The 19,094-nt window shown below is 34.1% G+C and carries 23 protein-coding genes; 19 read left to right on the top strand and 4 right to left on the bottom strand.

Going from position 1 to position 19,094, the window contains the following annotated elements; all coding sequences use genetic code 11:
- Window positions 1-189: 189 nt before the first annotated feature.
- The 3 genes from COE53_RS17675 to COE53_RS17670 all read left to right on the top strand — a co-directional run bounded on the left by COE53_RS17675 (window position 190) and on the right by COE53_RS17670 (window position 2,045).
- Entirely contained in the window at window positions 190-1,353 is a 1,164-nt protein-coding gene (locus COE53_RS17675) for an MFS transporter (RefSeq protein ID WP_069033302.1), read from the top strand.
- 115 nt (window positions 1,354-1,468) lie between these two features.
- Complete coding sequence (locus COE53_RS24080; protein WP_175403473.1) at window positions 1,469-1,606, top strand: hypothetical protein; 138 nt, start codon at window positions 1,469-1,471, stop codon at window positions 1,604-1,606.
- Window positions 1,607-1,718: 112 nt separating this feature from the next.
- A complete protein-coding gene (locus COE53_RS17670) occupies window positions 1,719-2,045 on the top strand; it encodes an antibiotic biosynthesis monooxygenase family protein (RefSeq protein ID WP_098948467.1) in 327 nt (108 codons plus the stop codon).
- A gap of 170 nt (window positions 2,046-2,215) precedes the next feature.
- On the opposite strand, the gene COE53_RS17665 is transcribed toward COE53_RS17670, so the two are convergent.
- On the bottom strand, window positions 2,216-2,371 hold the full coding sequence (locus COE53_RS17665; protein WP_069033300.1) for a DUF1540 domain-containing protein: 156 nt from the start codon (window positions 2,369-2,371) through the stop codon (window positions 2,216-2,218).
- Window positions 2,372-2,806: 435 nt separating this feature from the next.
- Here COE53_RS17665 and COE53_RS17660 point away from each other — a divergent pair, with 435 nt between their 5' ends.
- On the top strand, window positions 2,807-4,183 hold the full coding sequence (locus tag COE53_RS17660; RefSeq protein ID WP_069033299.1) for a hypothetical protein: 1,377 nt from the start codon (window positions 2,807-2,809) through the stop codon (window positions 4,181-4,183).
- Between the two features lie 88 nt (window positions 4,184-4,271).
- On the opposite strand, the gene COE53_RS17655 is transcribed toward COE53_RS17660, so the two are convergent.
- On the bottom strand, window positions 4,272-4,607 hold the full coding sequence (locus COE53_RS17655; protein WP_069033298.1) for a hypothetical protein: 336 nt from the start codon (window positions 4,605-4,607) through the stop codon (window positions 4,272-4,274).
- A gap of 283 nt (window positions 4,608-4,890) precedes the next feature.
- Here COE53_RS17655 and COE53_RS17650 point away from each other — a divergent pair, with 283 nt between their 5' ends.
- From COE53_RS17650 to COE53_RS17620, 7 genes are all read left to right on the top strand, one after another.
- Entirely contained in the window at window positions 4,891-5,223 is a 333-nt protein-coding gene (locus tag COE53_RS17650) for a 2Fe-2S iron-sulfur cluster-binding protein (RefSeq protein ID WP_069033297.1), read from the top strand.
- Between the two features lie 112 nt (window positions 5,224-5,335).
- A complete protein-coding gene (locus COE53_RS17645) occupies window positions 5,336-6,106 on the top strand; it encodes a creatininase family protein (protein WP_069033296.1) in 771 nt (256 codons plus the stop codon).
- A gap of 27 nt (window positions 6,107-6,133) precedes the next feature.
- Window positions 6,134-7,588 (top strand): hypothetical protein, encoded by a 1,455-nt coding sequence (locus COE53_RS17640; RefSeq protein ID WP_091024277.1) that lies wholly within the window; start codon window positions 6,134-6,136, stop codon window positions 7,586-7,588.
- A 220-nt stretch (window positions 7,589-7,808) separates the two neighbouring features.
- Window positions 7,809-8,537, top strand: coding sequence for an iron-containing redox enzyme family protein (locus tag COE53_RS17635; protein WP_056471818.1), 729 nt, complete (start codon window positions 7,809-7,811; stop codon window positions 8,535-8,537).
- Window positions 8,538-8,595: 58 nt separating this feature from the next.
- Entirely contained in the window at window positions 8,596-10,068 is a 1,473-nt protein-coding gene (locus tag COE53_RS17630) for an aldehyde dehydrogenase family protein (RefSeq protein ID WP_098948466.1), read from the top strand.
- A 13-nt stretch (window positions 10,069-10,081) separates the two neighbouring features.
- The gene (locus tag COE53_RS17625; protein WP_069033292.1) at window positions 10,082-10,561 is read left to right on the top strand and encodes a GlcG/HbpS family heme-binding protein; all 480 of its coding nucleotides are present in this window, start codon (window positions 10,082-10,084) and stop codon (window positions 10,559-10,561) included.
- 334 nt (window positions 10,562-10,895) lie between these two features.
- Window positions 10,896-11,558 (top strand): GntR family transcriptional regulator, encoded by a 663-nt coding sequence (locus COE53_RS17620; protein WP_069033356.1) that lies wholly within the window; start codon window positions 10,896-10,898, stop codon window positions 11,556-11,558.
- A 138-nt stretch (window positions 11,559-11,696) separates the two neighbouring features.
- On the opposite strand, the gene COE53_RS17615 is transcribed toward COE53_RS17620, so the two are convergent.
- Window positions 11,697-12,503 (bottom strand): aspartate dehydrogenase, encoded by an 807-nt coding sequence (locus COE53_RS17615; RefSeq protein ID WP_254664570.1) that lies wholly within the window; start codon window positions 12,501-12,503, stop codon window positions 11,697-11,699.
- Between the two features lie 185 nt (window positions 12,504-12,688).
- Between COE53_RS17615 and COE53_RS17610 the strand changes: the two genes are divergently transcribed.
- The 3 genes from COE53_RS17610 (at window position 12,689) to COE53_RS17595 (ending at window position 14,390) form a co-directional block, all read left to right on the top strand.
- Complete coding sequence (locus COE53_RS17610; protein WP_056471833.1) at window positions 12,689-13,033, top strand: 2Fe-2S iron-sulfur cluster-binding protein; 345 nt, start codon at window positions 12,689-12,691, stop codon at window positions 13,031-13,033.
- A gap of 263 nt (window positions 13,034-13,296) precedes the next feature.
- Entirely contained in the window at window positions 13,297-13,866 is a 570-nt protein-coding gene (locus COE53_RS17600; protein WP_098948465.1) for a chromate transporter, read from the top strand.
- Window positions 13,866-14,390 carry a chromate transporter gene (locus tag COE53_RS17595; protein ID WP_069033288.1) on the top strand — a complete coding sequence of 175 codons (525 nt, stop codon included), beginning with the start codon at window positions 13,866-13,868 and terminating at the stop codon, window positions 14,388-14,390. The genes COE53_RS17600 and COE53_RS17595 overlap by 1 nt, the downstream gene beginning before the upstream one ends.
- Window positions 14,391-14,602: 212 nt before the next feature.
- Here COE53_RS17595 and COE53_RS17590 read toward each other — a convergent pair whose 3' ends face one another.
- The gene (locus COE53_RS17590) at window positions 14,603-14,845 is read right to left on the bottom strand and encodes a YkuS family protein (protein WP_069033287.1); all 243 of its coding nucleotides are present in this window, start codon (window positions 14,843-14,845) and stop codon (window positions 14,603-14,605) included.
- Between the two features lie 103 nt (window positions 14,846-14,948).
- Here COE53_RS17590 and COE53_RS17585 point away from each other — a divergent pair, with 103 nt between their 5' ends.
- The 5 genes from COE53_RS17585 to COE53_RS17565 all read left to right on the top strand — a co-directional run bounded on the left by COE53_RS17585 (window position 14,949) and on the right by COE53_RS17565 (window position 19,066).
- Window positions 14,949-15,083, top strand: a complete 135-nt coding sequence (locus tag COE53_RS17585; protein WP_082459488.1) for a YuzL family protein — start codon at window positions 14,949-14,951, stop codon at window positions 15,081-15,083.
- Window positions 15,084-15,285: 202 nt separating this feature from the next.
- Window positions 15,286-16,221, top strand: a complete 936-nt coding sequence (locus COE53_RS17580) for a DUF1835 domain-containing protein (RefSeq protein ID WP_069033286.1) — start codon at window positions 15,286-15,288, stop codon at window positions 16,219-16,221.
- A 94-nt stretch (window positions 16,222-16,315) separates the two neighbouring features.
- Window positions 16,316-17,290 carry a DMT family transporter gene (locus tag COE53_RS17575; protein WP_069033285.1) on the top strand — a complete coding sequence of 325 codons (975 nt, stop codon included), beginning with the start codon at window positions 16,316-16,318 and terminating at the stop codon, window positions 17,288-17,290.
- A gap of 86 nt (window positions 17,291-17,376) precedes the next feature.
- Window positions 17,377-18,309: a DNA-3-methyladenine glycosylase family protein gene (locus COE53_RS17570; RefSeq protein ID WP_254664569.1), complete on the top strand. Its 933-nt coding sequence runs from the start codon at window positions 17,377-17,379 to the stop codon at window positions 18,307-18,309.
- 115 nt (window positions 18,310-18,424) lie between these two features.
- Complete coding sequence (locus tag COE53_RS17565) at window positions 18,425-19,066, top strand: thermonuclease family protein (RefSeq protein WP_069033284.1); 642 nt, start codon at window positions 18,425-18,427, stop codon at window positions 19,064-19,066.
- The last annotated feature ends 28 nt before the right edge of the window (window positions 19,067-19,094 follow it).

Raw genomic sequence — 19,094 nt, 5'->3', positions numbered from 1 at the left:
CAACATCACTCTACTCCTTTTACGAAAATTTGGTAATTTAATTGACAATGTTGTTTTTCAACAACGTGTAAAAAACGAATCTTAGGTAGATTCGTTTTTTTGCATAGACAATTTTAATTATACCTATATAATAAACTAATGTGGCAAAAAATTATTATGAATGAATAGTCATACTTGAGGAGTTTAGCAATGCATAAAAGTATATATATTTTAGCTATTGCAACATTTGTCGCAGGAACCGTTGAATTTATTATTACTGGTTTACTGTCAATGATTGCAGGAGATTTACATGTTTCAGTTGGTGCGGTTGGTCAACTAGTATCAATTTTTTCAGTAGTATTTGCTTTTGGAGCTCCAATTTTTATAGCGATCACTTCAAAAATAGAACGTAAAAAATTACTATTAATCGCATTATCAGTATTTTTCTTTGGAAATATTCTTTCCATCATTAGTCCGAATTTCGCTGTATTATTAATCGCGCGTATTATACTTGCAGCAAGTTGCTCGGTTGTAATTGTTGTTTCAATAACGACTGCAACAAACATCGTTTCTCCTGAAATTAGAGGTAGAGCAATTGGAGTTATATTTATGGGAATCAGTTCATCTCTAGTTTTTGGTGTCCCTTTGGGTACAGTGATCGGTGAAAACTTCGGTTGGAGAATGACATTTGTATTAGTCGGTTTATTAAGCTTATTGGCTATGCTAGGGATTTATAAATTCTTACCGAAAGTTAAAGGTCAGCCTACAATTCCATTGATTAAGCAAGTAGCAACACTTAAAAATAAACGTATTTTATCAATTCAACTCATTTCTTTTTTACAATTAACAGGACATTTTACAATTTATACTTACTTTACACCATACTTAATGAAAACGATGGGATTATCTACTAACATGATCAGTATTGTTTTACTAGTATTTGGTATGGCAGGGATTTTAGGTGGATGGTTAGGTGGTTGGTCTACTGATAAATTTGGTGGAAGTAAAACATTAGTGTTTAATTTAGGTTTATTAGCTATTTCTATTTTAACTTTAACATTCGCTCCTAGTTCAATAATTAGTTTATTTATTATAGTTGTTCTATGGGGAACGGTATCTTGGTCAATTAGTCCAGCCGTTCAAGATAGTCTAGCGAGAGTAGCAAAAGATTCTGCGGATATTCAAGTTGGTTTAAATAACTCTTTTTCTCATACAGGAATTGCTTTAGGGTCAAGTTTAGGTGGGATCCTAATTACTCAATATACAGTAACAATGAACGCGTTAGTAGGAGGCATTATTGTTATTTTTGCATTACTTTCTGCGATTTATTCTTTTGTTTTAACAAATAAAGTGAATGAGACTAAATTAATATAAAAAATGGAAACGATGCGTTTTTTTGCATCGTTTTTATAATTTATTTTTCAGAATTGGTTATTCTAATAATTAAGTTTTACGGCATAAAACTAATATTAATTAGAAGGTGATTTTTATGGAAAATAAATTAACGCATTATGATGGCAGCGGAATTAATAAAGAAGTATTTGAACAAAATTTTCAACAAGAAGATTTTCAAGTAACTGAAGAAATGAGAACTAACATAAGCGGAAATCCTTATATTTTTGAGTAAGATTTAAAAGCGATACATCCTAGTATCGCTTTTTTATTTATCTTTTTTGAATTTGTCTATGTTATTTAACTCTTTCATCAAATATGATTAATAGAAGAAGGAGGGGAGAAAAATGAGTTCATTTGCAAAAACGCCAAAACCTCCATATTTTGCTGTAATTTTTTGTTCTAAAAGAACGGATGGAGATAATGGGTATAGTAAGATGTCTGACAAAATGGTTGAATTAGCTTCAAGTCAACAAGGGTTCTTAGGAGTGGAAAGTGCTCGAGATCATGAAATGGGGATAACGGTTTCATATTGGGAGTCATTGGATGCTATTAAGACTTGGAAGGAGCACGCAGCTCACAAAGTTGCGCAAGAACGTGGAAAAAAAGACTGGTATGAATCATTCGCTTTAAGAGTGTGTAAAGTTGAAAGAGATAATTTTTTTGAAATGTAATCATAAGAAAACAGCGATTATGATTGAAATAGATCCAAGATTTAATATTTTTGATGGTTTAGATGTAAATAATATAAAATAATTGGAATAAATTTGAATGAAAATGATAGTTATTATCAATACTATAAATAAGAAAGGGCAACCTTCTAAGTAGGTTACCCTTCATACAATTACATTCCAGCTTCAAATGTTTTACAATCAGTTTCAGCGTTGTTTTTAGCTTGTTTCCCTTTATGGCTCACAACATAAATGGAATCCGCACTACATTTGTTTCCAGAAGCCCAAAATTTACAGTTATCAACTTCGCAAAGTACATCTTTTGCCATTATAAGACACCTCCCTTAATTTTATCTTTTACATTAATAAGGGGATTGATACGTCTATAATTTCTTTTTTTAATGTAAATTAATTCAAGTGAGAACTTAAAAGGCAAATATAAACCTTATCGGAATGCGGTAAGGTTTTTAAAATTGTGCACTCATTTAAATTGGTTAAACATATAGTGATTTGTATATAATAATCTTTAAAACCATATAAGATTGTTGCTCTAATTTCATAAAGTTTAAAGTCCATTAAAAAATAACTTTTTGAAGTCAAAGCGCTTACATGTATTCACCTATAACTTATACATATCTTTTCAGTGAAAAACAGAAAAAGATAAAATTGTATACCAAAACTAGGTAATTATGGTATAATTTCTTGTAAATCATACTAATTAATATCTTTTGGTATACCAAAGTTCAAGAGAGGATGGTGATACAATGTTAAAGTATGTGTTTGGATTAGTAATTTTTTTATATTTATTTTCCTCTTTGTTTCATTTGGATTTACAATTTTTTATTTCTTCTTTTTGTGCCTTTATTGTTCTTCATACGATGTTTACAGTAAAATCACTCGTTAGAACAATAGGAAGTATTTTTTTACTAATAGGATTCATACTTCTTTGGAGAAGCAATGCGAGTATAAAAGAATATATCCTTTCATTCGGTCCAATGCTTGATTTGCTTACGATGTTTGCAGTAATTCCAATATTAGGTTTTCCGGTTAAATTGGGAGGGTATGCAAAGGGCATTCAAACGATCATACAGAAAAAAGTAAAAACATCCGGTCAATTGTACATTATGACATCGGGAATATCATACTTTTTAAGCATGTTTATGAATTTGGCAACTCTCCCAATGACTTACTATTCTATTCAACCATCCTTAAGTCTTTTTTCGATAAAAAAAGAAGATCGATTTATGAGTCGAGCCATTACCCATGGATTTGCGATGCCTCTACTATGGGCTCCTATTACACCAATCGTAGGTATTGTAATTGGCGTAACTGGGGTTAGATGGGGAGCTATTTTACCATATGTATTACCGTTAAGTATATTGGGGATTGTTTTGGATTGGGTATTAGCAACAAGGAATTCAAGGCAAAATGTTTTGAGAGGACATAGAAATGATTTAGTAAAAGATGAAACAGCTGCTTCACTAGAAGGTGTGGTAACTCAAGGAAAAGTTTTTCATATTTTCATAGCTATTATTCTATTCAATCTCATTATTTCATTTGCAGAACATCTTTTTTCGTATTCTTTTGTTATTATCGTATCAATTCTAGTAATACCGTTTGCGCTTGGTTGGTCTCTTTTCATTAAGCAGCAAAAAGCATTTTTACATAGTTTAAAGGAATATTTTCATTCATATTCTTTTAAAATGAAAGACCAATTTTTTATTTTTTTGTCAGCTGGTTTTTTTATTTCCGTTGTAAAAGGTACGAATATAAATGTAACAGTAAATATAGCAGTCACTCATTTTAAAGATATTGTAGGACCAGAGGTATTTTTAATTCTATTACCACTAATTCCGTTAGCATTTGCGTTTACAGGGCTACACCCTGCAGTAACCTTAACGTTAATGGCTGAAGCGCTAGATCCACAAAGCTTAGGTATATCACCGTATATTTTAACTGTGTCATTACTTGCCGGAGCCATTTCTGCGTTTTTAGTAGGGCCATACAATGCGACGATTGGATTAATGTCGAGCATCGTTAAAGAGAGCTCCTTTAAAGTATCGAATTGGAATATACCATATACAATAAGTTATTTACTCATTGTAATGTTTTATTTGATTGGTTTAGAGTGGCTTATTTAGAAGAATCGAAAGGACAACAGTATGATAGTTGTCTTTTTTTATTGTAAAATTAAGAAATAGCACTGGATCAGTGCTATTTCTATGTAATCTATACAGTTAGTACGTCTGACTTCACTAATTTGGAATGCTGAGAGTCCTCGCTGTTACCTTGGGCTTTTACTATTTCGTATAACTCTTCTAGTGCTGCTTCAATCGTTTCAAATGTCTCAAAGAACTTTACACGAATGTCATTCACGTATTCTTTTCCTTCATACTTTTCGTAAAGTTTAATTTTAATATTGTCATCTAACACTTCGGCAATTGTATATTTAGCTTTTAGTTCGTTAAAAAAGTAGAAGTGGTATGTTTCGATTGCCTTTAATCCCTCGTTATCTACAATAGTTTGAAACGTGTCTTTATTCGTCAAAACAATATACTTACCCATCTTTGCACACTCCTCATCTAATTATGTAGTATTGAGCTAAGGTATTTTGTATACCAAAATTCTATTCATAGTGTAATACAGAAAAAAATATTAATCAATATAATTTTCTGAATTTTTAATAAAAATAATAGAAGGCTATAATAATAAGTTTTTTTGAATTAACAAAACATTTAATGTTAAAGATTTCCAAATAAATAATAGTATTTACTTTCTAAAAAATTCGAATTATAATCAGATTAAATTTTTGAAATTTTAAGAAAATTAAGAAGTTGGAGGGATACATATGCCAAAAGTACGCTTGCATGTAGAAGGAGAAATTATTGAGCAAGAAGTGCGTGATCACGCGAATTTAGTTGTGTTGGCAGGCATCCGTCAATTCCCAAAACTGAAATACGGGTGCGGGATGGGAAAATGTACAAAATGTGCATGTAGAGTGCTAGAAGGAGCAGAAAAGCTTGATCCGCCAAATTGGAAAGAGCAGAAAATGCTAGGCGAAAAGGTTGAAGAAGGCATTCGTTTATGCTGTCAGTTAACAATCAAAGATGATATTGTCATTTCACAAGAAAATATAAACGCCCCAATACCGAAAGTTGCAAAGTCAGTAAATGCACAGTAATTTTTTTGCATAATTTAGGTATACAAAATACCTCTTTAATTTAAAGGTTGAATTCATAGGACGAAAGTTGAAGGTTTTGTAAGCGGATACAACTATGAAAGGGGGTGAAAATATGAAATCATATTTGTTAACTGAGATGACTTGGGAAGAAGTAATGGATGCACTACATACTGTAAAACTAGCAATAATCCCAATCGGTGCACACGAACAGCATGGACCTCACATGGTTGAAAGCTGTGATGCAGTTCTAGCTGAGAAAATGGCTGAGAAATTAGCTGAAAAAATGTATCCTCATGTAATTGTAACGCCTACTGTCAATATGGGAGTTTCACACCATCATTTAAACTTTCCAGGAACCATTTCATTGCAACCGACTACGCTTATCGCAATTTTAAAAGATATGATCGTATCTCTTAAACATCATGGTATTCAAAAATTTTTATTATTAAACTCTCACGGTGGCAATCAGTCAACTTTAAATGTTGCTTGCACCATGTTGTCAGAAGAGCTAGGTTTGGAAATCTATTATGCTAAAACGACTGCATCTGCCAAACTTTCAATCTCAGAATCTATTCACTCGCCATTGTTCGGTCACAGCTGTGAACGTGAAGTGTCAGAAGCACTTTACTTGGCTCCTCACTTAATTAGACCAAATAAAATTACTAAGGGAAGCATCCAAAACGAAGGTAGATGGAAACAACTACGACCTGGTAAAGCTATTCAAGGGTTTTATCGATACGAAGAGATGACGACTAATGGTTGCATTGGGGATGCAACGAAAGCAAGTTATGAAATAGGGGAAAAGATTGTAGGTGAAGCACTCGAAAACCTTTCAAACGAACTCCAAAAGCTATTACATCTAGAAGAAGAATGTAAGTTGTAAGTACCTATAAATGAGAGGGTGGGGTTTATGGATTTAACTGTTGCTCACTGGCTTTATGGTATCATGACACTTGTTGTAATTGTGACTATGTTGTTTCGAAAAGGGGTTGTATTGCCTACCATCATTGGGACCTTTCTTGTTTCTGTTGCTTATAAAGGATCAATTGTTGGTGGATTTCAAGCGTTATTCAACGCAAATCTTGTAGCAGCAAAAGAGCTATTTACCATCTTTTTAATCATCACTTTTATGGTGGCATTATTACATTCCTTAAAAGATACTGGTGCAGATGAAAGAATGATTGCTCCGATGCAGAAGGTGATGAAAAACGGACATATTGCTTTTGCTGTTTTATTAGTTGTCACATACGTCATTTCTTTATTCTTCTGGCCTACTCCTGCCGTTCCGCTTATTTGTACGTTATTAGTACCTGCGGCTATTCGTGCTGGTTTATCGCCAATAGCTTGTGCCATGGTTGTTTCTATTGCAGGACAAGGTATGGCATTATCTTCCGACTATATTATGCAGATTGCTCCAATGCTTACTGCAAAATCAGCAGGTATTCAAACATCAGCTGTGTCAGGTAAGGTCATGATTCTCTCGTTAATTACAGGGGGAGTTGCAATCGCGATTACGTACTTTACTGAACGCAAATCAATCGGTAAATCAGAAAGTGAAGCTTCATTGCAACATTTACAATCACTTGTAAACAAAAACTCTTCCGCAAATGAAATAGCTGCTGCAACAGAAGCTACTGTGGATGATAGAGAGCGTGAAAAATGGGGGAAAATCTTTGCTGTATTAGTCCCTCTATCACTACTAGCAGTTATTATATTCATGTTTTCAACGAAAATTGGTAATGGTAAAATGAGTGGATTTGAAGGAGGAGACGGTGCAGCATTTATCGGTGGTGTTGCAACTATGTTGTTAGTAGTAACATGTGTAGCATTCCGTCGTTTACAAGCTCTTGATAAAATTAGTGAACATATTACAGAAGGATTCGTATTTGCATTTCGTGCAATGGGACCAGTTATTCCAATTGCAGCATTCTTCTTCTTAGGCAGTTCGGACTTTAGCGGTACCATTTTTTCCTTAGGAGAAAATGTAGCAAAGCCAGCTTTCTTAGTTGATTTAGTTCAGGCTGGTCAATCGATCATTCCACATAATTCGGTTTTAACGGCGTTTGGTCTATTAATTACTGGAGCGATTACTGGGTTAGAAGGTTCAGGTTTTTCTGGATTACCGCTAGTGGGAGCTTTATCAGGCGCATTAGCACCGGGAGTTGGTATGGAGCCTGGAACGCTAGGAGCTATCGGTCAAATGGGATCTGTGTGGACAGGTGGTGGAACGTTAATTGCGTGGTCATCATTGGTAGCGGTTGCTAGTTTTTGTGGTGTGAATGTTTTAGAGTTAGCTAGGAAAAACTTACTTCCTGTTGCTACAGGCTTAATAGTCTCTACCATTGTCGCTCTCGTTATATGGTAGAGCATCCTTTTAAAATTTAGAAAAATTAGAAAATTTAATAAAAATATATTTACAAACAAAAAACAATGGGTTACTATAAGGTTAGTTGGTATACCAAATACAAAATACAAATAAATCACTCGATTAAAGTAGTTTTTATAGGTGTTTTAAGTTATTTGGTATACTTCGATTGTTTAACTAAACTATTAAACTACATAAACATATTGGAGGAGGAGTTTGGATGACTAGATTATTATCTAAAGATGAGTTTCGTAAGGAGTTAGAAGAAGCAATTAAAGGGAATCACAGCCAAAAAGCACCTTTTACTGTAGCATGGGCTGAAGGGAAATTAGAGCGTAGTCACTTCGCTCGCTGGGCTGAAAATCATTACCATTATGTTGGACCTTTTGCAGATTACTTAGCTTATATCTACCATAACACTCCAAATTTACCAAAATATGAAGATGCAAAAGATTTCACATTACAAAATATGTACGAAGAAGAAATCGCTGGCGATCGCCATACAGACTTATTAATCCGATTTGCTGAAGCTTGTGGAACTACTCGTGAGCGCGTATTAGATCCTAACAATATGGCTCCTACAACGTTAGGATTACAGAGTTGGTGTTTTGCTGTCGCAGCACGAGAAAACTTCGTAGTAGCAACTGCAGCATTAGTTGTAGGACTTGAATCTCAAGTTCCAGACATTTATCGTAAGCAAACTCCAGCATTACGTGAGAAGTACAACTTTACAGATGAGGAGATTGAATTCTTCGACTTACACATCGTATCAGATGAAATTCACGGAGAGCGTGGATACAAAATTGTACTTGATCATGCTGATACTCCAGAGTTACAACAACGTTGCTTAGAAGTAGTTCGTACTGGTGCAAAAATGCGTCGAATGTATATGGATGGCTTATGGAGAGAATATCTTGAAAAGGATTTAGGTGCTCTAGTACAAGCATAATAATTAGAAAATAAAATGGCAGTTTCCGACTAGGGAACTGCCATCTTGTTCAGAAAGGATGATAAATTTGCTAACTACTAAACTAGAAACTTATAAAAATTACATATCTGGAAGTTGGGTCGAGTCAGTAGATAATAAAACGTTCCAAAGCGTAAACCCTTCTAATAAGGAAGATATTGTCGGTACATTTCAGGCATCTACAGAACAAGACGTGATTCAAGCAATTGATGCAGCAAGCGAGGCTTTTCCTGCCTGGGCACAAACTCCACCATCTAAACGTGCAGCTATTTTAAATAAGGCGGCAGCAATACTTGAACAGAGAGTGGAACAACTAGCTGAAGAATTAACACGAGAAGAAGGAAAAGTAATGAGCGCGGCCAAACAGGAAGTGCTTCGCTCAGCGGAAACGCTTCGTTATTATGCGATAGAGGGACAAAGCTTTACGGGGGAAACGTTCCCAAATGATGATCCAAATATGAGAGTCACAACAGAAAGGGAGCCTCTTGGTGTTATTTCAGTCATTACACCATGGAATTTCCCATTATCCATACCATCTAGAAAAATTGCTCCGGCATTAATTACTGGAAATACAGTTGTTTTCAAACCTTCATCTGATACACCTTTAATTGCATTTCGACTTGTTGAGGCGCTTCATGAAGCTGGCATACCAAAAGGAGTCATCAATTTTGTAACAGGAAGTTCGTCCGATATAGGGGATATCTTAGTGAAACATCCTGCTATACGAGGAGTTACTTTCACTGGGTCTACTAGCGCCGGGGAACATATTCATAAAAACACATCCTTTATTACAAGAACACAAATGGAGCTTGGTGGTAAAAATCCTCTAATTGTAATGGATGACGCAGATGTTGATTTGGCAGTTAATCTAACCGTGAATGGAGGCTTTCATCTTACTGGTCAAGCATGTACAGGCACTAGTCGTGTAATTGTTATGAAGGAAGTAAAGGAACAATTTGTGCAAAAATTAGTAGAAAAAACAAGCGATTTAAAAATTGGCGACGGCTTTGACGATAATGTCATTATTGGACCTCTAGCAAATGAAAAGCAGTTAAAAAATGTGCTGAAGTATATAGGAATAGGTAAAGAAGAAGGGGCTACTCTTGAATACGGAGGTCAACAACTTACTTATGGAAAATACGAAAACGGCTACTATATTGAACCGGCGATCTTTACAAATGTAAAACCCGAAATGCGCATTGCTAAAGAAGAGATTTTCGGCCCAGTAGTTGCTGTAATTGAAGTAGAAAGCTATGAAGAAGCCCTTTTAATTGCTAACGATGTTGAATATGGATTATCAGCATCGATTGTTACGAATAATTTGAAACTCGCTCATCAATTTACTAAAGATGTTCAAGCAGGGACAGTTAAAGTAAATCGAACAACGACAGGTAATTTGATGAATGCACCATTTGGTGGAGTAAAACGCTCTAGTACTTCCACATTCCGTGAGTCAGGTAGAGTTGGACTTGAATTCTTTACACAAATAAAAACAGTCTATATCGGTTACTAAAGGAGGATTTTAAATGAAAAAAATATTAAAACTAGAACTAGATGAAGCAAAAGTAATGATTGAAGCTGCTAAGAAAAAATCAGAGGCTATTAATGTTCCAGAGACAATTGCAATCGTAGATGACGGGGGATATGTCATTGCACTTGAACGAATGAATGGTGCTCGTATTACAGGTCCTGAAATTGCTATTTCTAAAGCATATACGGCAGCGGGCCATAAACGCTCGACTCATTTATTTAATACAGAACCAAACGGACCAGCTCTACCGGGCAATGAAGCATTTGGAATACAACATATGCTAAATGGGAAATTCGCAATCTTTGTAGGCGGTTTTCCAATTGTAGTAAATGGAGAAGTCATTGGTGGCGTGGGGATCAGCGGTGGAAATGGAGAGCAGGATACAGCTGTAGGAACAGCTGCCCTGCAAGCATTGCAAGAGTTCCTTTCAAATGATGGTTATGAAGTTGTTACGGATGCAGACATTAAAAAGTAATATTTTAGAGGCGGTTAGGTGTTATTCCTACATCGCCTTTTTTGGTGTACGAACATTCGTATAGAAAATAAACTGGGATTAAAGTTCGTATTTGTAGGTAATAAAAGTAGTTAACTTTAGTTTTAAGAAGATTTACTTATCAAAATGGTTTGAGAGATAAAAGAACTAAATAGCAAACGTGCTTGTATGAACATGAATGGTATGAATTTCCATCTATCTACTCGATTACTTATTTAAAAGATACTATAATAGAAATATCGATTTACTTTTAACAAAATGATGATACACTATTTTAAAATAAGCAAGAAATGGGAGGCAGGTGAATTAATTGGAGATGGAAACTAATTTTCTTTCAATCCGAGAACATGCGTATAGATATTTAAAAGAATTGATTTTAGAGGGGCATTATAAGCCAGGCGATCGATTAATTGAACGGGAGCTTGCTGTTAAGCTAAACATTAGTCGTACACCTATTAGAGAAGCTTTATTCCGCTTGGAATCACAAGGGTTTGTAAAAACGGTTCCTCGTAAAGGAGTCATCGTTTCGAATATTTCTGATGAAGACATTATGGAAGTGTTTACGATTTTATCATCACTAGAAGTGTTAGCAGCAAAATTGGCTGCTAAAAAAATGACGGACGAAATTCAAAAAGAGTTTGATGAGAAAATCGAGGAGCTTCTTTATATTGAGGAACACTCAGACGAAACATTTGAGAACGAGCATATCGAAATGAATCTCCTACTGTATAAGGCAGCGAGAAGTCCGAAGCTATTTGAAATTTTATCCGGCTTAACAGATTATATCCATATGTCCGCTAATATGGGGTATGAAACGCCTGGAAGACGCAAGGAATCATTGAGGGAACATATTGAAATCATGAAAGCAGTACGAAATAAAGAAATAGAAATGTCGGAGTATTTAACGAAAATTCATATCGAAAATTCTCGACGTGCGTATATGAACTACATAGAAAAAAGAAAAGAAAAGACGACATAAAAATAGTTTGTGGATGTTTTCGTCTCTTTTCTTTTATGGAATCTAAAAATAATGAAAGCCCCTTTAGTTAGACTGTTAGAACGTCTAGACTAAGAGGGCTTTTTATTTTAGTTTTGTATTTCATAAATAGTAAAGATACTAGATCCCAATAACGATAGAGGAAGTTCTATTTTTTAAAGTATTACAAATACTCATTGCTACAATATACCCCGTCTTTGGATTAGTAGAAGAAGGAATATTTTTTACCTTTACTTCCATTTCACCAAAAAATCCTTTTACGAAAATTTGGTGTGTATTACTCGTTATGCTTGGATCTACATAAACTTGAACTTTTGTTTTATCAAATCCTATTCCAGCAAGGCTCAAGGTTGCTGAAACATTTGTGCTTTCCGGAAAAAGCTTTGAAGATTCTCTAGCAACGCCATTATAAATGCAAATTGGCTCTTTAACGGTATCTAAATCTACCTTTTCCTCTGCAATTGTTCCTCGCCAAGCACTCGGTGGTTTTCTCGTTACAAGCTTTACTTCATCAACACCTTGAAGCATAGATGCAGCAACACGATCTAATCCGGCAATCGCAGCAGAAGGGATGATGATCTTGCTGTTAGTAAGCTTTGCAGCAGTTTCAAGTTCTGCTAATAATTCATCATCTGCTAGTGCACCTACAGATGCGATGATAAAGTCACTACTAGTAGACAGCGTCCTTTTCCCAAACTTATAAACAGCTTCATGACCTGCGGCTTCAATAATGATATCCAATCCTAATCCGAAAAAAGCCTCTTCATTGTCGTAAAATAAATCACTTATATGCGATTCGTATTGATCCTTTCTCCGTACGAGAACCGCCTTTAATAATACATTACCAGCCTTGCCTTCGTTTATATATTTGGCGATATCTTGTCCGATTGCTCCAAATCCAATTAATCCAATATTAAGCACATTCATCACCTCTTTTTTTTGAATATTAAGACGTATTTGGTATACAAAATATTATATCAGACCGGTATATAAAAACAAATAGAGTAATATAAATTAAGAAAAATAGCTTAATATATGTAATATTTATATTGTCAGAAAATTATAAATATGGTATATTGTATACCAAAGAGATAAAGAGGAGGATTTGAATTATGCCGAAACTGAATTTTGCTACTAGTGGAAAAGTATTAGAAGTACCGGAAAACTCTAATATTTTACGTATGTCTCTTCGATTTGATGGAGAACTACCAAATCGATGTGGTGGAGGCGTTTGTGGATCCTGCGTTTGTAAAATTGAAGAGGGTACTGTTGATCATATAAAAGTACAGGAGCGTCGAAAACTTGGTGAAGAATGGTTAAGCAAAGGCTTCCGTTTAGGTTGTCAAGCATTCATCACTGACGAAGATGTAACGATTTCTTGGAACGAAGAAGTAACAGATGAAGTAAAAAAACGAAAATTAGATCATCCGAAAAAGAAAGTGACATCTACACCATAAAATCCAATTTTAAGAGCGGGAGTGAATGATATGTTGTTAGTATGCGACAAACATATGAAAGAAGCCTTAAAGTTAGTAGAAATGCCTCAAATTCAAAAAGTTCAAACTGGTCAGACATGCTCGTTTTGTAATGTGGAGACCTCGCTTTTAATGAACATGGTCAATCAACCTAATCCAGTTAAGAAAAAACCATGCGGCAAATGTGTGAAGTGCTCTTGTCTTATTGCAAACTAAAAGAAAGTTAATCTAAAGGGATGGATTTTATGAAACAGTTAAATATTTTTATCGCCTTTTTTAGGAGCAGTATGCTTGGATACGGAGGTGGACCATCGACTATTCCTTTAGTTCATAAAGAAGTGGTTGAACGCTTTAAATGGATGACTGATGAAGAATTCGGAGATGTGCTCGCTATTGGAAACACACTGCCAGGACCGATTAATACAAAAATGGCTGGATACATTGGGTTCAAAGTTGGCGGTAAAATTGGAATGATCAATGCAACAATTGCAACGATCCTGCCGACGATTATTTTAATGGTTGTTTTATTGACCACTCTAGTAACATTCAAAGATCTAAAATGGGTGCAAGGAATGACTAAAGCAATTGTTCCAGTAGTTGGAGTCATGCTTGGTGTGCTAACTTGGCAATTTATAGAAGCTTCCGTTAAGGGGCTAAAATGGCCCTTTACAATCGGACATATTTTAGTTGGGATTGTTTTAATGCAATATTTTCATATACATCCTGGATTTATAATTGGTGGGCTACTGTTATATGCGGTCGTTAAGCCAACCAAATCAGTTGAAGGTAAAAAATCAAAAGGACTGTCTGCATAATGGTATATTGGAATATTTTCTGGGCGTTTTTTGTTGCTAATATTTTAGGGTATGGAGGAGGCCCTGCGACCATTCCTCTAATTCAAAAAGAAGTCGTCACAAGAGGTTGGCTTACACATCAAGAATTTAATGAGGCTCTTGCTATGGGAAACTCCCTGCCTGGACCGATTGCTACGAAAATGGCAGGGTATATCGGATTCCATGAAGGTGGTATACTAGGTTCATTTTTGGCTGTATTCGCTACTGTTGCACCATCATTAATCCTCATGCTGACCTTAATGGGAATTTTGTATAAATATCGTCATTCGATTCAAGTTAAGCGAATGACTCTTTACGTCAAGCCAACAATCGCAGTTTTACTTGGTGTTATGGCTTATAATTCATTTCATGATTCATATTTTCAAATTGGTATTGGACAGTTTTTATTTTTAGGAGTAATTAGTTACATATTAATGGAGAAAGTAAAACTACATCCGGCTTTTATAGTAATGGGAGCTTTGCTATATGGTGGATTAAATTTATAATTTGAAAAAAGGGTAAGCAAATTTCAATGAATTTTGCTTACCCTTTTTTGCACATTAGAAAGTATAAATTTTCTAGCGACGAAGGGGAATCGACGTAGTCGCATATTTTAGGAAGAAGGTAAAAGTGCAACTGCGCATCTTTCTTCGCTTTAAAGTTCGCCAATCGGCGCGTTTTCTTTAGAATGTTTAATATAACTTTAGTTTGTAATTTGTTATTGTAATTTACTTTCAACTTGTTGACAAACTTGATCAGCTGTTAAGCCACTTGCCTCGATAACTGATCCTTGTGTAGCTACATTTTGCATTCCCATTACATTTGAATCAAGTCCTGTTACTACGCAGCAATCGCAACCATTTGCATCTGATTCCTGTTTTAATTCAACAACATCATGTCCCGCTGAACGTAATGCTTCTTGAACATTTGTTAAAGATTGTTCTACTCCGATTCTAGCCATAAAAAACACCTCCTCAGAAATATAAGATTTGCAATTTACAGGAAAAATATTCTTTGAATAAAGAAGTTTAAGTTTAGAAAAAGTAAAGATGGAGGTGTTTAAAATGGGAAAAACTAAAAAAGATCCATCTAGAGTTGGCTTAGGTTCACCAAATGTACAAGGTCAAGGGACTACAACATCGGAAACTGGTGTTGAGATGTCTTCTAGTAGAAAAAAACAAAAAAGAGAAATTAAATAAAGACTATTGGTCAATATTCAAGTGACATTCAAATTAATCTTATTAAAGCCTTATTAAAAGGAAATGTCTCGCCACCTATCATATAGGTGGTTTTTATTTTGAAAATAATAATATATGTAAGAGGAATCTCCGATTGGTAAGAAGAATTAAGAACTGTATTTTCTTTTTTTTTATTAAACCAATGGAGAAAGTAGATGAATAGATGAATCATATTGTAAATGGTGATGTAGTTGGAGGAAAAATAAAGTCTTTAAAAGGTAATATTGTTGTATGGAGAGAAATGTATGATTTTGGTCCACTTAGTCAAGATTGGCCTTTAGAAGAAACTTATAATAGAAGAGCAGAATTTTTTGAACAAAAGCTACAAATTCCTTTGAGTTTTTTTATTGAAAATTGCCGTAGCCAATATCAATTATTAAATGAACTATCTCGTTCTGAGGAAGTTGTTCTATGGTTCGAATATGATCGATACGATCAGGTGACGATACTCTATTTATTATCGGAATTATCAGCACTTGGATTTCAAAAAATTTCGATGGTTAGCATAAATGAATATGAAGGAATTAAACCATTTCACGGATTAGGTCAATTATCTTCTCAACAATTAATTGAATTACTTCCAACTAAACAAGAAGTTACAGAAGAACAAATAAAAGAAGCATGTGCTGGATGGGAAGCTTATTGTTCAAATAATGTAGATGAACTGGATAATTTTATTCAAAAATGTCATGCGCTTCCGTTTTTAAAACAAGCTTTATTAAGTCATATGACATATTTTCCTTCTCAACAGAATGGATTAAATGAAGTAGAATTTTTAGCATTATCAATGATCAATGAAGGTATTAATTCCTTTGCAGAACTATTTAATAAACTCGTCAGACAAAGAACAAATGATGGATTAAGCGATTTATATTTCGCAGCAATTTTAAATGAATTAATGGAAGGTGATCACCCTTTAATAAGTAGTGACAGTGAATTACCAAGTTATAAACAACATAACCCAAAAGCAAGAATTGCATTAACTAAATGGGGATTAGACGTACTAACGGGAAAATCAAATCGAATGAATTTAATTGGAATAGACTGGTGGGTTGGAGGAGTTCATTTAGTTGAAAAAGCCTCTAATAATAACATGTAAGGTCAGGTCTTAATAATGGATGTTGTATTTAAGTCAGAGAACAAAGTATTTAATTTAATCGTAAAAGATATTTGAACATTATAGAGGTGGTAATATGCGCCCGATATTATTAGGAATATTAGCGGCATTTTTCTTTTCAATCACATTTATTTTAAACCGCTCGATGGAATTATCTGGTGGAAGTTGGATTTGGAGCGCATCCTTAAGGTACTTTTTTATGGTACCTTTTTTATTGATCATCGTTATCTCTAGAAGAAATTTTTATGATCTATTGCAAGAAATGAAAGGCAAACTAAAAAGTTGGGTTATATGGTCAACAATTGGATTCGGTTTATTTTATGCACCAATATGTCTAGCAGCGGTTTATTCTCCAGGATGGTTAATAGCTAGTTCATGGCAGATCACAATATTATCTGGGTCACTATTAGCACCATTTTTCTTCATTTCAATTGAAACATCAAGTGGAATTCGAAAGGTACGTGGAAAAATTCCTTTTAAAGGATTAGGAATGTCTTTATTAATCATATTTGGTATTTTATTAATGCAAGTTGAGTTAGCTACAAAAATAGCTATTTCAACGGTTTTAACAGGTATTTTACCAGTTATAATTGCTTCATTTGCATACCCACTTGGCAATCGGAAAATGATGGAATTATGTGATGGAAAACTTGATGTATATCAACGTGTTTTAGGAATGACCTTAGCAAGCTTACCATTTTGGATTATTCTATCAATCTATGGTTTATATACTGAAGGACTACCAAGTCAAAACCAAGTATCACAATCTTTAATTGTAGCGATCTCATCAGGTGTAATTGCTACTGTATTATTTTTTCAGGCTACTGATTTAGTAAGGGGAAATATGCAAAAATTAGGAGCAGTAGAAGCAACCCAATCCATGGAAGTATTATTCACAGTAATAGGTGAAATGATCTTCTTATCAGCGGCATCTCCATCAATTATTTCTTGGATTGGAATGATTATTATCATGATCGGTATGATCTTACATAGCTATCTATCACAAAAGGGAAAGTCCGTACAGCAAGATAAGGAAACTGTTAATTTATGAAAGTTTATTAAGTGAAATTCAAATAACGAAAAAGAGGCAATAATTATACTTTTTGAATGCTAATCTTGTGGAAAGAGGTGATTAATGTGTATAAAGAATTTAATACATCACTCGTATTAGATAAAAATAAGAATTCGATATCCATCTTAACACCAAAAGATTTTAGGTTTAAAGAATGCTTAGTATTTTTGGCACGATCTAAAAATGAGGTACTCCATCAAGTGAATGGGGAATATTTTTTTAAACTTATTAAAATAGAAAATAAAATAATTTTACTAAAAGTAAGTAGTGATTTTGACCAATTATTAATTGAATTTCCAGACCAAAATCCAAGTGAAGAAATAAAAGTAGCTGCAGCAGGATTTATATGGGATTTATTTGATTTAGGCAGAGACTTAACCGAGTTCTATGAGTTAAGTAAAGATAATCAAATGCTACAATTACTTATTGAACAGCATTTTGGACTTCGCGTAATTGGAATTCCGGATTTATTTGAAGCATTTACATGGGCAATTATGGGGCAACAAATCAATCTGTCATTTGCTTTTTCTTTAAAAAGAAGCTTTGTTGAAAAATATGGAGAAAGCTTTAAGTGGAAGGATGAAATATATTGGTTATTTCCAACTCCAGATGTCATATCCAAAATTGAAGTTTCCGATTTAACCACTATGAAATTTACTAAACGAAAAGCTGAATACGTGATTGGGATCGCAAAATTAATGGCAGAAGGATGCATTTCAAAAGAAGCTCTAAATCGTTTAGATTCTTACGAGAATAAGTTAAATAAGCTATTAGAAATTCGAGGAGTTGGGAACTGGACTGCTGATTACGTTTTGATGAAATGTTTACAAGAGAAATCTGCGTTTCCAATTGCCGATGTAGGAATTCATAATGCATTAAAAAATCAACTATCATTAGAGAAAAAACCTTCAATCGAAGAAATTAAAAAAATGGCTACAAAATGGAAGGGCTGGGAAGCTTACGTAACATTTTATTTATGGCGATCATTATATTCCTAAATAAGTAATACAAAGCAAAGTCTATTAAGATTGAAATATCCCCCTATATTTCGATACATAATTGGTTTTTATTGTTAAAATAATGTGTAGTAACAGGTATAATTGGGGGAGCAACATGAAAAGACTTATTTTATTAACTGTAATGGCTATTCTTGGACTTAGTGGATGTTCACAGTCAACAGCATCAGTTAATACGAAAACTGATTCAAAATTTACAGTCGAGCTTATAAAATGTATTGATGGTGATACTGCCAAATTTACTGAAGTAGGTACAACAAGATTCTTATATATTGATACGCCAGAAAGTACAAAAACGATTGAGCCATATGGAAAAGAAGCTTCAGCATATACATGTAATCTATTAAAAAATGCAAAAACAATTCAGCTTGAATATGATGGTCCCAAAAAGGATAAATATAATCGAACACTTGCATGGGTATGGATTGATGGCAGACTAATTCAAAAAGAAATCATAAAAAAAGGTTATGTAGAAAAATTTTATGATTATGGTAATTATTCTTATGAATCAGAGCTAAGAAGCTTACAAGCAACTGCCCAGCAGCAAGGTGTTGGTTTATGGAGCAAAAATAGAACCAATCATACAAAAACGAATAATTCGTCAAACAATAATAAACCGTATTTTAAAAATTGCACGGACTTAAGAAAAGTCTATCCAAACGGAGTACCAAAAGGGAATAAAGCCTACCAAGCACAAATGGATCATGATCATGATAATTACGCATGTGAAACAGAGTAAAAACACCTATTTCTAGGTGTTTTTTATC

The sequence above is a fragment of the Bacillus sp. AFS029533 genome, assembly GCF_002585125.1.
GTDB classification, from domain to species: domain Bacteria; phylum Bacillota; class Bacilli; order Bacillales; family Bacillaceae_G; genus Gottfriedia; species Gottfriedia luciferensis_B.
This window is presented reverse-complemented; position numbering and strand designations above follow the sequence as displayed.

Coding starts and splice junctions, on each gene's coding strand:
- COE53_RS17575 (WP_069033285.1), top strand. CDS start 16,316: ATGCGCCCGATATTATTAGGAATATTAGCGGCATTTTTCTTTTCAATC.
- COE53_RS17650 (WP_069033297.1), top strand. CDS start 4,891: ATGCCAAAAGTACGCTTGCATGTAGAAGGAGAAATTATTGAGCAAGAA.
- COE53_RS17600 (WP_098948465.1), top strand. CDS start 13,297: ATGAAACAGTTAAATATTTTTATCGCCTTTTTTAGGAGCAGTATGCTT.
- COE53_RS17590 (WP_069033287.1), bottom strand. CDS start 14,845: ATGGCTAGAATCGGAGTAGAACAATCTTTAACAAATGTTCAAGAAGCA.
- COE53_RS17625 (WP_069033292.1), top strand. CDS start 10,082: ATGAAAAAAATATTAAAACTAGAACTAGATGAAGCAAAAGTAATGATT.
- COE53_RS17665 (WP_069033300.1), bottom strand. CDS start 2,371: ATGGCAAAAGATGTACTTTGCGAAGTTGATAACTGTAAATTTTGGGCT.
- COE53_RS17620 (WP_069033356.1), top strand. CDS start 10,896: ATGGAAACTAATTTTCTTTCAATCCGAGAACATGCGTATAGATATTTA.
- COE53_RS17640 (WP_091024277.1), top strand. CDS start 6,134: ATGGATTTAACTGTTGCTCACTGGCTTTATGGTATCATGACACTTGTT.
- COE53_RS17645 (WP_069033296.1), top strand. CDS start 5,336: ATGAAATCATATTTGTTAACTGAGATGACTTGGGAAGAAGTAATGGAT.
- COE53_RS17660 (WP_069033299.1), top strand. CDS start 2,807: ATGTTAAAGTATGTGTTTGGATTAGTAATTTTTTTATATTTATTTTCC.
- COE53_RS17630 (WP_098948466.1), top strand. CDS start 8,596: ATGATAAATTTGCTAACTACTAAACTAGAAACTTATAAAAATTACATA.
- COE53_RS17615 (WP_254664570.1), bottom strand. CDS start 12,503: ATGAATGTGCTTAATATTGGATTAATTGGATTTGGAGCAATCGGACAA.
- COE53_RS17585 (WP_082459488.1), top strand. CDS start 14,949: ATGGGAAAAACTAAAAAAGATCCATCTAGAGTTGGCTTAGGTTCACCA.
- COE53_RS17580 (WP_069033286.1), top strand. CDS start 15,286: ATGAATCATATTGTAAATGGTGATGTAGTTGGAGGAAAAATAAAGTCT.
- COE53_RS17610 (WP_056471833.1), top strand. CDS start 12,689: ATGCCGAAACTGAATTTTGCTACTAGTGGAAAAGTATTAGAAGTACCG.
- COE53_RS17670 (WP_098948467.1), top strand. CDS start 1,719: ATGAGTTCATTTGCAAAAACGCCAAAACCTCCATATTTTGCTGTAATT.
- COE53_RS24080 (WP_175403473.1), top strand. CDS start 1,469: ATGGAAAATAAATTAACGCATTATGATGGCAGCGGAATTAATAAAGAA.
- COE53_RS17595 (WP_069033288.1), top strand. CDS start 13,866: ATGGTATATTGGAATATTTTCTGGGCGTTTTTTGTTGCTAATATTTTA.
- COE53_RS17635 (WP_056471818.1), top strand. CDS start 7,809: ATGACTAGATTATTATCTAAAGATGAGTTTCGTAAGGAGTTAGAAGAA.
- COE53_RS17565 (WP_069033284.1), top strand. CDS start 18,425: ATGAAAAGACTTATTTTATTAACTGTAATGGCTATTCTTGGACTTAGT.
- COE53_RS17655 (WP_069033298.1), bottom strand. CDS start 4,607: ATGGGTAAGTATATTGTTTTGACGAATAAAGACACGTTTCAAACTATT.
- COE53_RS17675 (WP_069033302.1), top strand. CDS start 190: ATGCATAAAAGTATATATATTTTAGCTATTGCAACATTTGTCGCAGGA.